This is a genomic window from Pseudomonas sp. GW456-L12 (genome assembly GCF_059424045.1).
Genome location: NZ_JBWKZA010000006.1, coordinates 179,742 through 192,796 on the forward strand (window position 1 = coordinate 179,742; position 13,055 = coordinate 192,796).

Genomic DNA, 13,055 nt, shown 5'->3' on the forward strand with positions numbered 1-13,055 from the left:
ACTAGGGCCGCTGTGGCCGCCGCCAGGTTCGGCATCGCCGACACCGCGCTGACCGGCGCCGCTGTAACGGTATCGCCAATGATCACACTGCCCGAACCGCCGACGATAATGCTGCCGTGGCTACCGGTACTGCTCTGTACCGCTGCATTACGGCCATTGATGAAGACGGTTGCCGACACCCCACCGACGATCGCCGCGCCGCAGGCGCTCTGGTCGTCGCGCCGGGCTGCGGCCAGGCCGTCGAACAGGACATCGGGGGAGCCGCTGACGATGGGGTTGGTGCCATGGCCCGGCATCGGGCAGGAGGTCGGGTCGGTTACCCGGGCTGCTGGTTTTCCGCTCATTTTCGAAACGTCCGTGTTTAGTCAGCGGCGAAGACTAAGCGAAACCCCGGCCGCTGGCCAATCGGTTGTCCTTGGCGCGCAGTGGCGATCAGGCCGCGAGGCGGGGTCAGACCTCCATATTGCCCCAGCCGGGCCTGGCGGTTTGCGGTTCCGGCGCCACGGCGTTGATTTTCTTGCCGGTGGCCAGTTCCACCCGGCGCGCCACGTCCGGGTCGTCGGCGAAGGGGATCAGGCTGGCGTCGTCGAGGCTCTTGGCCGATTGATGGCGCAGGCAGTAGCCGATGCTGAGGTAGAGGAAGGTCACGCCGAGCAGGTCAAGGGCGAATTCGATCATCGGGGGGCTCGCTGTGCTGCAGGAGGGATGAGCGACGCGGGCCGGGTGTGGCCCGCGTCGTGCTCTTGGGCGATCAGGCGATCTGGGCGTCGCTGAGGGCGAGGCGCGGGTCGGCCACGCGCACGGTGCGCCATGTGTTGTAGGCCATCAGCAGCATGCCGCTGAGGAAGAACACGCCCCCGGCGAAGCGCACGATAAAGCCCGGGTGGCTGGCCTGCAGGGCCTCGACGAAGGAGTAGGTGAGGGTGCCGTCGTCGTTGACCGCGCGCCACATCAGGCCCTGGGTGATGCCGTTGACCCACATCGAGGCGATGTAGAGCACGGTGCCGATGGTCGCCAGCCAGAAGTGCAGGTTGATCAGTGGGATGCTGTGCATCTGCTCACGGCCGAAGACCTTGGGCACCATGTGGTAGATGGCGCCGAAGGTGATCATCGCCACCCAGCCCAGGGCGCCGGCGTGGACGTGGCCGATGGTCCAGTCGGTGTAGTGGGACAGGGCGTTGACCGTCTTGATCGCCATCATCGGCCCCTCGAAGGTCGACATGCCGTAGAAGGCCAGGGACAGCACCAGGAAACGCAGGATCGGGTCGGTGCGCAATTTATGCCAGGCGCCCGAGAGGGTCATCATGCCGTTGATCATGCCGCCCCAGCTCGGCGCCAGGAGGATCAGCGACATGGCCATGCCCAGCGATTGCGCCCAGTCGGGCAGGGCGGTGTAGTGCAGGTGGTGCGGACCGGCCCAGATGTACAGGGTGATCAGCGCCCAGAAGTGCACGATGGACAGGCGATAGGAATACACCGGGCGCCCGACCTGCTTGGGCACGAAGTAATACATCATCCCGAGGAAACCGGTGGTCAGGAAAAAGCCCACGGCGTTATGGCCGTACCACCACTGGACCATGGCGTCGGTGGCGCCGGAGTACACCGGGTAGGACTTGAACCAGTCCACCGGAATCGACAGGTGATTGACCACGTGCAGCATGGCGATCACCAGGATAAAGGCGCCGAAGAACCAGTTGCCGACGTAGATGTGTTTGGTCTTGCGCTGCACCACGGTGGTGAAGAACACGATGCCGTAGACCACCCAGACCACGGCCATCCACACCGCGCCGGAGAATTCGATTTCCGCGTATTCCTTGGTGGTGGTGTAGCCCAGCGGCAGGGTGACCAGCATGATCAGGATCACCGACTGCCAGCCCCAGAAGGTGAAGGCGGCGAGCTTGTCGGAATACAGCCGTACCTGGCAGGTGCGCTGCACCGCGTAGTAACTGGCGGCGAACTGGGCGCTGCCGGCGAAGCCGAAGATCACCAGGCTGGTGTGCAGCGGGCGCAGGCGGCCGAAGCTGGTCCAGGGCAGGTCGAGGTTCATTTGCGGCCAGACCAGCTGGGAGGCGATCCACACCCCCATGGCCATGCCGATCACGCCCCAGACCACGGTGGCGATGACGAATTGGCGTACCACCTTGTAGTTGTAGGCCGGTTCCATTGTTGCTGTGCTCATGGTCAATGCTTCCACGGTTGCAAAGGCTTGCCAGGCCACCCGGCCTGGCATGCCATGCACTGTAGAAAGCACGAGCGAAACAAAACAGGCTCAGAAAAACTGCATTAATACGGATCAGATTGACCGCCTGCCAGCACAGGTCCGAGAGCTGCTGATACGGTTTTTTAGTGTTTACCTGAATCTGTAACGTCCTGAGCTGCAAGTGCATAGTCACCGCCACACCAAAACCCCCCGGATCACCCCTGGAATGCATAACCCCGTGGCCACCCTGGCCCTGTAGCCGCTGCCGAGCGCAGCGAGGCAGCGAACGAGTTGGGCGGCATCCCGATGGAGCGCTCGCAACCCGGATGGTGCGGTCTGGCTGACAGAGCGCATATGCCGGTTTTGCGGCTGCCTTGCAGCCGATCGCAGCCTCGCTGCGCTCGTCAGCGGCTACAGATTGCGAGGCCAGCTCCAGGGGACAGGATCGGGGGCAGCACTGATGAGGCCGTGACATGTATCACTATGACGAGTACGACCGGGCCCTGGTCTTTGAACGGGTGGCGCAGTTTCGCGATCAGGTCGAACGCTTCATGGCCGGCGAGCTGAGCGAAGAGGAGTTCCTGCCGCTGCGCCTGCAGAACGGCCTGTACATGCAGAAGCACGCCTACATGCTGCGGGTGGCCATTCCCTACGGCACCCTCAGTGCGCGGCAGATGCGCACCCTGGCCAGCATCGCCCGCGACTACGACCGCGGCTACGGCCATTTCACCACCCGGCAGAACATGCAGTTCAACTGGATCGAGCTGGCCCAGGTGCCGGACATCCTCGAGCGCCTGGCCAATGTCGAGATGCATGCGATCCAGACCTCCGGCAACTGCGTGCGCAACATCACCACCGAAGCCTTCGCCGGGGTGGCCGGCGACGAGCTGATGGACCCGCGGCCCCTGGCGGAGATCCTGCGCCAGTGGTCGACCATCAACCCGGAATTCCTGTTCCTGCCGCGCAAGTTCAAGATCGCCATCTGCTCGGCCCGCCAGGACCGGGCGGCGATCATGATGCATGACATCGGCCTGTACCTGTACCGCGACTGGCGCGGGCAGATGCTGCTGCGGGTGATGGTCGGCGGCGGCCTGGGGCGCACGCCGATCCTCAGCCAGCAGATCCGCGACGGCCTGCCGTGGCAGCACCTGCTGTCTTACGTCGAGGCGGTGCTGCGGGTGTATAACCGCCACGGCCGGCGCGACAACAAGTACAAGGCGCGGATCAAGATCCTGGTCAAGGCCCTGGGTATCGAGGCCTTCGCCAAAGAGGTGGAGGAGGAGTGGCAGCACCTCAAGGACGGCCCGGCGCAACTGACCGAGGCCGAATACCAGCGGGTCGCCAGTGCCTTTGTGCCGCCGCTCTACGAACGCCAGCCGGCCACCGATCTCGACTACGGCAGCCGCCTGGCCGAGGAGCCGGCTTTCGAACGCTGGGTGGCGCACAACGTGCAGCCGCACAAGGTGCCGGGCTATGCCAGCGTGGTGCTGTCGACCAAGCCCGGCAGCGCCTCACCGCCCGGAGACGTGACGGCGGCGCAGATGGAGGCGGTGGCCGACTGGTCCGAGGCCTTCGGTTTCGGTGAAATTCGTATCGCCCACGAACAGAACATCGTCCTGCCGGACGTGCCCAAGACCGCGCTGCATGAACTGTGGCGGCTGGCCGGCGAACAGGGCCTGGGCTGCGCCAACGTCGGCCTGCTGACCGACATCATCGCCTGTCCCGGCGGCGACTTCTGCGCCCTGGCCAACGCCAAGTCGATCCCCATCGCCCAGGCGATCCAGGCGCGTTTCGACAACCTCGATTACCTGCACGACCTGGGCGACATCAGCCTGAACATCTCCGGCTGCATGAACGCCTGCGGCCATCACCACATCGGCAATATCGGCATCCTCGGCGTCGATAAGAACGGCAGCGAGTGGTACCAGATCACCCTCGGCGGCGCCCAGGGCAAGCACAGCGCGTTGGGCAAGGTCATCGGCCCGTCGTTCAGCGCCGAGCAAGTGCCGGGGGTGATCGAGCGCATCATCGCCACCTTCGTGCGTTACCGGGAGAGCGAAGAGCTGTTCGTCGACACCGTGCAGCGCATCGGCCTGGAGCCGTTCAAGGAGCGGGTCTATCCGAAAGTTCTGGAGATGCAGCCATGAGCCCGCAGCGCGAGCGCGCAATAGAAAGCACAGCCGTGAGCGAGGAATTAAAGCCGTGAGCGAGGAATTACAGCCATGAGCCAGGAGTTACAGCCATGAATAATCTGCTGCGTCTGCAAGATGGCCAGGCCGGGCGGGTCGAGGACGATCCCTGGAGCCTGGTGCGCGAGGTGGACGGCCCGCTGCCCCAGGGCCCGTTGATTCTGCCGCTGGCCCGCTGGCTGATCCGCCGCATCGAGCACGAGTCGGCGCGGGACGGGGTCTGGCTCGGCCCGGACGATGAGGTGGAAAGCCTGCGGCCCTGGCTCAAGCTGATCCCGCTGATCGCCCTGGACTTCCCCAGCTTCCGTGACGGCCGTGCCTACAGCCAGGCCTACCTGCTGCGCACCCGGCTGGGCTGGATGGGCGAACTGCGGGCGGTGGGCGATGTGCTGCGCGACCAGCTCAGCCATATGCGCCAATGCGGTTTTGACAGCTTTGCCATCCGCGCAGACAAATGCGCCGACAACGCCCTCAAGGGGCTGGCGGGCATGAGCGTGCTCTACGGGCGCTCGGCGATCGAGCCGCGGCCGCTGTTCCGGCGCCGCTGAGATCCGCCGCCGCTGAAGAGCAGCGCCTGCCCGGGCCGGCGCTTCGATCGATGCTCACAGTCGCCCGGGAACAGGGCAGGCAACGGCCATTGTCTGGTCGCCAGGGGCATTTGTCCTTGGGTCGATGATGGCGCTTTGGTAGAGTCGCACCTCTTATGAAGGAGCCAGGGATTGGCGTCCGGCGATCAGTCGCTGGCGTGCCTGGCATGAGCTATCCATGGAAGAGAGTCGCGGCTGTGAGCGTTGCTAAAAAGATACTCGGGTTGTTTTCGTTGTTGCTGCTCCTGACCCTGTGGGTCGGCTATTTCTATGTGTACCAGGATGCCCGCAGCGGGCGCCTCGGCGACCCTCTCGACAGCTACGGCTGGTGCGGCCCCGCCGCGGATTCGGTGCACTCCTTCAAGCGCGACTACCTGCTGCTCAGGGTGACCAACAGCACTCAGGGCGAGTTCAAGGTCTCGGGGGAGGTCAACGTTTCCGAGCGCACCTACAACCGCTACGAGCTGGGCCGCTACCCGCTGAAACTGCGCCTGGAACCCTTGCAGTCCACCTACAGCATGCCGCCGTTGTTCTTTGAAGAGGTCAAGGTCAAGCCCTTGAACCGCAACTTCAGTTCGCCGCACAAGAATGCCTACGCCGACCTGGAGAGCCGGCCGATCCGGGTCAACGGCGAGTCCAGCCGGTTTCCCTTCGAGGTCTACCGTTACGGCTACAAGCCGGTGCTGTACATCCTCAAGGGCAACGAGCAGGTCGACCTGCCGTTCAAGCGCATCACCACGCAGTTGAACCTGTCCAATACCTTTACCCCGACCCGCCTGTACAACCCGGCGGACTACATCGCCGAGCAGAACAGCCTGGTCCAGCCCGGCGACTATCCCGCCTATGGCGCCAGCGAGTGCGCCTTCAGCATCGAGCGCAAAGGCTCGTTCAAGATCATCGTGCTGCTGTTGTTGCTGGTGCTGTGCCTGCCGCTGTTGATGGTGCTGTATCGCGACGAGCCGACCATCGACTTTCTTGCCACCTTGCTGGGCGTGGCGGCGGTGCGGGTGTTCCTGGTCGGGCCGTTGCAGGACTACCAGTTGTACGGCATCGACTTCGTATTTGGCGCCGTGATCATCCTGGCCGGGACCTTTTCCCTGCTCAAGGCCATGCGCATCAACGCCTTGCGCGAGGCGGCGGCAAGGCGCGGAACCACCTGGTAATGGGGAGAGGTGCAGCGTTGACGCTGCACCTGTATCTTTCCGATCTGCTAAGAATTCTCTGGCCTGCTTTGGCGATTAATCCGCTTTTGCTGTGCTGATATGCCCGCTATTGGCTATACCTACACTTCCTAAAACCAGTAGCGCTTCCGGATTTCTGACAGGAGTTACCCTATGAAGCTCGCATCAATGATGAGCACGCTGTGCCTGGCCTCCCTAGGGTTGGTGGGCTGTTCCAGCAACGTCACCCAACCCGACGAGTACTCCGGTTTTCTCGGCGACTACAGCCAGCTCAAGGAAGCCAAGTCGCCGTCCGGCGTCGAGGTGATGCGCTGGGTCGATCCCAAGCTGGACCTGAAGCAGTACCGCAGCGTCTATATCGAGCCCACCCAGTTCTACCCCAAGCCGCAGCCGACGGTGAAGATCCCGCAGAACACCTTGTACGGCATCAACCGCTATTACGACGAGGCGCTCAAGCGCGAGATCGGCAAGGACTTGCCGCTAGCCACCGCGCCGGGGCCGGGGGTGATTGTGGTGCGCGCGGCGATCACGGCCGTGAGCAGCAAGACCGAAGGCCTGAAGCCTTACGAAATCATTCCCATCGCCCTGGTGGCGGCGGCGGTGAGCACGGCCAGCGGCATCCGCGACCAGGAAACCACCCTGGGTACCGAGGCGCAGTTCATCGATGGCGGCAACAACAAGGTGATCGCCCAGGTGGTGCGCAAGGGTAGCGGCAAGCCGCTGCAGAACGACACCCAGGTCATGCAGCCTGCGGATGTGAAAAACGTCATCGACGGCTGGGCCGCCGACCTGCATCAGTCCTTCCAGAAACTGAAAAAACAGTAGGGCCGGGGTTTCTCCCCGAGCTTTTTTTGCCCGCTGCGTCGGGGTCAGGGCGAATACCTGACCCCTTCACTGAGCAGTTCCGGCAGTCAATCAAGAACACAGGTTTCGCTGGCGAGGCGAGGGCGCAAGGCCTGCTGACGGCATCGTCCGTGACAGGTTTTCACGTCCGCGGCAGGGTGGCCAGCTCCAGGATCGAGTGGCGGCGGAGCTTCAGGCTGTGCCTTCTTGTTCATGTGGAGTGTGATTATTTCCATTCTTTTAGAGTGGTTAAGTTAAAGTGATTTGTTAAGTTAAATAAATTCAATAAAAACATATAGATAGAAAGTGTTTATGATGTCTTGAGTGAGGTTTTTTGAGGCTTTCAAGAGGATTTTCCAGCCTGCCTGTGCTCGAACGCACGACTTTCATTGCCGGTCGCAGCCCGGCCCAGGTGCTGGATTTCTGTCTTGAAGGCGCCAACTTCCCGAAGATCTTTCCCGAACGCATCACCCCCTTGCGGGGCGTGGATATCAATGACCTGCGGATCAGCGTCGGGCGCCAGTTCAGCTTTCGCCACTGGATGTGGAGTGTCATACCGGTGACATGGACGGTGGTTATACGTGAAGCAGGCTGCGATCGACCGCAACGCGGGTGCGGGATGCCGATATCGCCGAAGGCCTGCGGCCTTATCGCAGCCTGCGGCAGCGGCTACAGTGTTTTCGTGTTCCGCCGGTATTTCAACGGCCTCCAGAGTTGCGCTCCGCTCTCGGGGCTTGTTCTACAATTTGTATCCCGGGCATAGGTGGCCGGGCCATTTCATGTTTAACTTCCGGCCTCTCGATTTTCTTTACAGCTGTTCAATGACCATCGTTTAAAAGGACTCCGTTCATGGCTCAAGTCACCCTTAAAGGCAACCCGGTTCAAGTCAACGGCCAACTGCCACAAACCGGCGCCAAGGCGCCAGCGTTCTCCCTGGTGGGCGCCGGTCTGGCCGACATCACCCTGAGCAGCTTTGCCGGCAAGCGCAAAGTGCTGAACATCTTCCCGAGCGTCGACACCCCGACCTGCGCCACTTCCGTGCGCAAGTTCAACGCCCAGGCCAGCGGCCTGAACAACACCGTGGTGCTGTGCATCTCGGCTGACCTGCCGTTCGCCCAGGCCCGTTTCTGCGGCGCCGAAGGCCTGGAAAACGTGCAGAACCTGTCGACCCTGCGTGGCCGCGAGTTCATCGAGAACTACGGCGTGGCCATTGCCGACGGCCCGCTAGCCGGCCTGACCGCCCGCGCGGTGGTGGTGCTGGACGAGAACGACACCGTGCTGCACAGCGAACTGGTCAAGGAAATCGCTGAAGAACCGAACTACGACGCGGCCTTGGCCGTTCTGAAGTAACAGGTTTTACAATTATTCACGGCCTGGCCCTGTCCAGGCCGTTTTTATTTGTGCTTCAGTGGCTTAGCAGACACTTGCAAACGTAAGCCCAAGGTAAATTGCCGGTAAAGGCGCTTTGCTAAACACCGGCCAGTGCTTATCTTTCAGCCTTCTGAAAAAGATCCCCTCGCGCCCAATGGTTGATCACTCCATGCAATCCTCCGTTTCCCGCAACTCCCGTCGCTGGCTGCTCGGCCTGCTTGTCCTGTTGGCCATCGTCGGCCTGTGCTGGAAGTTCTGGCCGGCCTCGACCACCCCAAAGGATGCCGCCGGGCAAAAGGCCGCAGCCGGACACACCGGTCGCAGCGGGTCTATGCGGCCGGGGTTTGGCGGCGCGAGCGGGCCGATCCCGGTGCGGGTGGCGCCGGCCACGCGCGGGGACTTCGCGCTGTATTACAAGGCACTGGGCACCGTCACCGCGCTGAACACCATCAATGTGCGCAGCCGGGTGGCCGGTGAGCTGGTCAAGGTGGCCTTCGAGGAAGGGCAGATGGTCAAGGCCGGCGACCTGCTGGCGGAAATCGACCCGCGGCCTTACCAGAACGCCTTGCTCCAGGCCGAAGGCACGCTGTTGCAGAACCAGGCGCAACTGAAGAACGCCCAGGTCGACTACGAGCGTTATCGCGGCCTGTATGCCCAGGACAGTATCGCCAAGCAGACCCTGGACACCGCCGCGGCGCTGGTCGGCCAGTACCAGGGTACGGTCAAGACCAACCAGGCGGCGGTCAACGACGCCAAGCTCAACCTCGAATTCACCAAGATCCGCGCGCCGATCACCGGCCGCGTCGGCCTGCGCCAGCTGGACGTCGGCAACCTGGTGGCGGCCAACGACACCACCGCGCTGGCGATCATCACCCAGACCCAGCCGATCAGCGTGGCCTTCACCTTGCCGGAGAACAACCTGAGCAGGGTGCTGGAGCGTTATCGCAGCGGCGCCAGGCTGCCGGTGGAAGCCTGGGACCGCGGCGACCAGGCGCTGCAGGCCAGCGGCGTGCTGCAAAGCCTCGATAACCAGATCGACACCACCACCGGCACCCTGAAGTTCAAGGCGCGCTACGAGAACCGCGACCAGGCGCTGTTCCCCAATCAGTTCGTCAACGTGCGCGTGCTTGCCGACACCCTGAAAAACGTGGTGCTGGCGCCGTCGGCGGCGATCCAGTTCGGCACCAACGGCACCTTCGTCTATGCCCTGGACGGCGCCAACAAGGTCAAGATCCGCCAACTGCAGGTCGGCGACAGCAACGGCGATTCCACCGTGATCAAGGCCGGCCTGGAAGCCGGCGACCGCGTGGTGCTGGAAGGCACCGACCGCCTCAAGGACGGCAGTGAAGTGGAAGTGGTCAACACCCCCGAAGAAGTGCCGGCCACCCCGACCCAGCACCTGCAGGGCCAGCCGGCCAGCTCGGCGACCACGCCGGCCACCGAGACGCCGGCGGGCAAGGTCGGCGCATGAATATCTCGCGGCTGTTCATCCTCCGCCCGGTAGCCACCACCCTGAGCATGCTGGCCATTGTCCTGGCCGGCCTGATCGCCTATCGCCTGTTGCCGGTCTCGGCGTTGCCCCAGGTCGATTACCCGACCATCCGGGTGATGACCCTGTACCCCGGTGCCAGCCCCGACGTGATGACCAGCGCGGTCACCGCGCCCCTGGAGCGCCAGTTCGGGCAGATGCCCGGCCTGACCCAGATGGCCTCCACCAGCTCCGGCGGCGCCTCGGTGCTGACCCTGCGCTTCAACCTCGACATCAATATGGATGTCGCCGAGCAGCAGGTGCAGGCGGCGATCAATGCCGCGACCAACCTGCTGCCCAGCGATCTGCCGGCGCCGCCGGTGTACAACAAGGTCAACCCGGCGGACACCCCGGTGCTGACCCTGGCCATCACCTCCAAGACCATGCTGCTGCCCAAGCTCAACGACCTGGTCGACACGCGCATGGCGCAGAAGATCGCGCAGATCAGCGGCGTCGGCATGGTCAGCATCGCCGGCGGCCAGCGCCAGGCGGTGCGGATCAAGGTCAACCCCGAGGCCCTGGCGGCCAACGGCCTCAACCTGTCGGACGTGCGCACCCTGATCGGCGCCTCCAACGTCAACCAGCCCAAGGGCAACTTCGACGGCCCGACCCGGGTGTCGATGCTCGACGCCAACGACCAGCTGACCTCGCCCAAGGATTACGCCGAGCTGATCCTGGCCTACAAGAATGGCGCGCCGCTGCGCCTGAAGGACGTCGCGCAGATCGCCGGCGGCGCCGAGAACGAACGCCTGGCGGCCTGGGCCAATGAGAACCAGGCGGTGCTGCTGAATATCCAGCGCCAGCCCGGGGCCAACGTGATCGAGGTGGTGGACCGGATCAAGGCGCTGCTGCCGAGCATCACCGACAACCTGCCGGCGGGCCTCGACGTCACCGTGCTCACCGACCGCACCCAGACCATCCGCGCCTCGGTCACCGACGTGCAGCACGAATTGCTGATCGCCATCGCCCTGGTGGTGATGGTGACCTTCCTGTTCCTGCGCCGGGCCAGCGCCACGGTGATCCCGTCGATCGCCGTGCCGTTGTCGCTGATCGGCACCTTCGGCGTGATGTACCTGGCGGGCTTCTCGGTCAACAACCTGACCCTGATGGCCCTGACCATCGCCACCGGCTTCGTGGTCGATGACGCCATCGTGATGCTGGAGAACATCTCGCGCTTCATCGAGGAGGGCGACAGCCCGATGCAGGCCGCGCTCAAGGGCGCCAAGCAGATCGGCTTCACCCTGGTGTCGCTGACCCTGTCGCTGATCGCCGTATTGATCCCGCTGCTGTTCATGGCCGACGTGGTCGGGCGGCTGTTCCGCGAATTCGCCATCACCCTGGCGGTGGCGATCCTGATTTCCCTGGTGGTGTCCCTGACCCTGACGCCGATGATGTGCGCGCGCCTGCTCAAGCGTGAACCCAAGGAGCAAGAGCAGGGCCGGTTCTACCGGGCCAGCGGCGCCTGGATCGATTGGCTGATCGCCAGCTACGGGCGTCGCTTGCAGTGGGTGCTCAAGCACCAGCCGCTGACCCTGCTGGTGGCCGTCGGCACCCTGGCGCTGACCGTGTTCCTGTATATGGTGGTGCCCAAGGGTTTCTTCCCGGTGCAGGACACCGGGGTGATCCAGGGCATTTCCGAAGCGCCGCAGTCGGTGTCCTTCGCCGCCATGAGCCAGCGTCAGCAGGACCTGGCGAAAATCATCCTGGCCGACCCGGCGGTGCAAAGCCTGTCGTCCTATATCGGGGTCGACGGCGACAACGCCACCCTCAACAGCGGCCGGCTGCTGATCAACCTCAAGCCGCACCGCGAACGCGACCTTAGCGCCGCCGAGGTGATCGCGCGCGTCCAGCCCCAGGTCGACCAATTGGTGGGCATCCGTCTGTTCATGCAGCCGGTGCAGGACCTGACCATCGAGGACCGGGTCAGCCGCACCCAGTACCAGTTCAGCATGTCGTCGCCGGATGCCGACCTGCTGGCCCTGTGGAGCGGGCGCCTGGTGGATGCCCTGACCCACAGGCCGGAGCTGACCGACGTCGCCAGCGACCTGCAGGACAAGGGCTTGCAGGTGTACCTGGTGATCGACCGCGACGCCGCGTCGCGCATCGGCGTCTCGGTGTCGAACATCACCGACGCGCTGTACGACGCCTTCGGCCAGCGGCAGATTTCCACCATCTACACCCAGGCCAGCCAGTACCGCGTGGTGTTGCAGGCCCAGGCCGGGGAAACCATCGGCCCGCAGGCGCTGGAACAGATCCATGTGAAAACCACCGACGGCGGCCAGGTGCGGCTGTCGAGCCTGGCCCGGGTCGAGGAACGCCAGGCGCAACTGGCCATCGCCCATATCGGCCAGTTCCCGGCGGTGATGATGTCGTTCAACCTGGCGCCCGGCGTGGCCCTGGGCGAGGCGGTGAACGTCATCGAACAGGTGCAGCAGGACATCGGCATGCCGGTGGGCGTGCAGACCCAGTTCCAGGGCGCGGCCCAGGCGTTCCAGGCCTCGCTGTCGAGCACCTTGCTGCTGATCCTGGCGGCGGTGGTGACCATGTACATCGTGCTCGGGGTGCTCTACGAGAGCTACATCCACCCGATCACCATCCTCTCCACGCTGCCGTCGGCGGCGGTGGGCGCCTTGCTGGCGCTGATCCTCAGCGGCAACGACCTGGGCATGATCGCGATCATCGGCATCATCCTGCTGATCGGCATCGTCAAGAAGAACGCGATCATGATGATCGACTTCGCCCTCGACGCCGAACGCAACCAGGGCATGGCCCCGGAGCAGGCGATCTACCAGGCGGCGCTCCTGCGTTTCCGGCCGATCCTGATGACCACCCTGGCCGCGCTGTTCGGCGCCGTGCCGCTGATGCTGGCCACCGGTTCCGGCGCCGAACTGCGCCAGCCCCTGGGCCTGGTGATGGTCGGCGGCCTGTTGCTGAGCCAGATCCTCACGCTGTTCACCACGCCCGTTATCTACCTGGCGTTCGACCGGCTGGGGCGGCGGTTTGCCAAGCCAGCCGTAGGAGAAGTGGGGTGAGGGGCGTGAGCGGCAAGCTTCAAGCTGCAAGCGGCAAGCTGAATCAAAAGCCAGAGCCGCTGCGTGACCCGCTTTTCTCTTGCCGCTTGCAGCTTGAAGCTTGCCGCTGCTCTCTTGCAGCTTG

10 protein-coding genes and 1 pseudogene are annotated in these 13,055 nt (G+C 64.0%); 8 read left to right on the forward strand and 3 right to left on the reverse strand.

The window, feature by feature from the left end; translation table 11 throughout:
• Positions 1-29: 29 nt before the first annotated feature.
• The 3 genes and pseudogenes from AC07Y9_RS10320 to ccoN all read right to left on the reverse strand — a co-directional run.
• A pseudogene (locus tag AC07Y9_RS10320) lies at positions 30-344 on the reverse strand (PAAR domain-containing protein); the annotation flags it as partial.
• Positions 345-450: 106 nt separating this feature from the next.
• The gene (locus tag AC07Y9_RS10325; RefSeq protein WP_102681179.1) at positions 451-678 is read right to left on the reverse strand and encodes a CcoQ/FixQ family Cbb3-type cytochrome c oxidase assembly chaperone; all 228 of its coding nucleotides are present in this window, start codon (positions 676-678) and stop codon (positions 451-453) included.
• A gap of 73 nt (positions 679-751) precedes the next feature.
• Entirely contained in the window at positions 752-2,179 is a 1,428-nt protein-coding gene (gene ccoN / locus AC07Y9_RS10330; RefSeq protein WP_037035619.1) for a cytochrome-c oxidase, cbb3-type subunit I, read from the reverse strand.
• 494 nt (positions 2,180-2,673) lie between these two features.
• On the opposite strand from ccoN, the gene AC07Y9_RS10335 reads away from it, so the two are divergent.
• From AC07Y9_RS10335 to AC07Y9_RS10370, 8 genes are all read left to right on the forward strand, one after another.
• Positions 2,674-4,347, forward strand: coding sequence for a nitrite/sulfite reductase (locus AC07Y9_RS10335; RefSeq protein ID WP_102681178.1), 1,674 nt, complete (start codon positions 2,674-2,676; stop codon positions 4,345-4,347).
• Between the two features lie 95 nt (positions 4,348-4,442).
• Positions 4,443-4,937: a DUF934 domain-containing protein gene (locus AC07Y9_RS10340; protein WP_102681177.1), complete on the forward strand. Its 495-nt coding sequence runs from the start codon at positions 4,443-4,445 to the stop codon at positions 4,935-4,937.
• Positions 4,938-5,173: 236 nt separating this feature from the next.
• Positions 5,174-6,139, forward strand: a complete 966-nt coding sequence (locus AC07Y9_RS10345) for a hypothetical protein (RefSeq protein ID WP_102681176.1) — start codon at positions 5,174-5,176, stop codon at positions 6,137-6,139.
• 171 nt (positions 6,140-6,310) lie between these two features.
• The gene (locus tag AC07Y9_RS10350; protein WP_053261005.1) at positions 6,311-6,982 is read left to right on the forward strand and encodes a DUF3313 domain-containing protein; all 672 of its coding nucleotides are present in this window, start codon (positions 6,311-6,313) and stop codon (positions 6,980-6,982) included.
• Positions 6,983-7,361: 379 nt separating this feature from the next.
• Complete coding sequence (locus AC07Y9_RS10355; protein ID WP_256580945.1) at positions 7,362-7,763, forward strand: SRPBCC family protein; 402 nt, start codon at positions 7,362-7,364, stop codon at positions 7,761-7,763.
• Positions 7,764-7,849: 86 nt separating this feature from the next.
• Positions 7,850-8,350, forward strand: a complete 501-nt coding sequence (tpx, locus tag AC07Y9_RS10360) for a thiol peroxidase (RefSeq protein WP_087091112.1) — start codon at positions 7,850-7,852, stop codon at positions 8,348-8,350.
• Positions 8,351-8,525: 175 nt separating this feature from the next.
• Positions 8,526-9,842, forward strand: coding sequence for an MdtA/MuxA family multidrug efflux RND transporter periplasmic adaptor subunit (locus tag AC07Y9_RS10365; RefSeq protein WP_102679996.1), 1,317 nt, complete (start codon positions 8,526-8,528; stop codon positions 9,840-9,842).
• Positions 9,839-12,931, forward strand: a complete 3,093-nt coding sequence (locus AC07Y9_RS10370) for an MdtB/MuxB family multidrug efflux RND transporter permease subunit (RefSeq protein WP_102679995.1) — start codon at positions 9,839-9,841, stop codon at positions 12,929-12,931. The genes AC07Y9_RS10365 and AC07Y9_RS10370 overlap by 4 nt, the downstream gene beginning before the upstream one ends.
• The last annotated feature ends 124 nt before the right edge of the window (positions 12,932-13,055 follow it).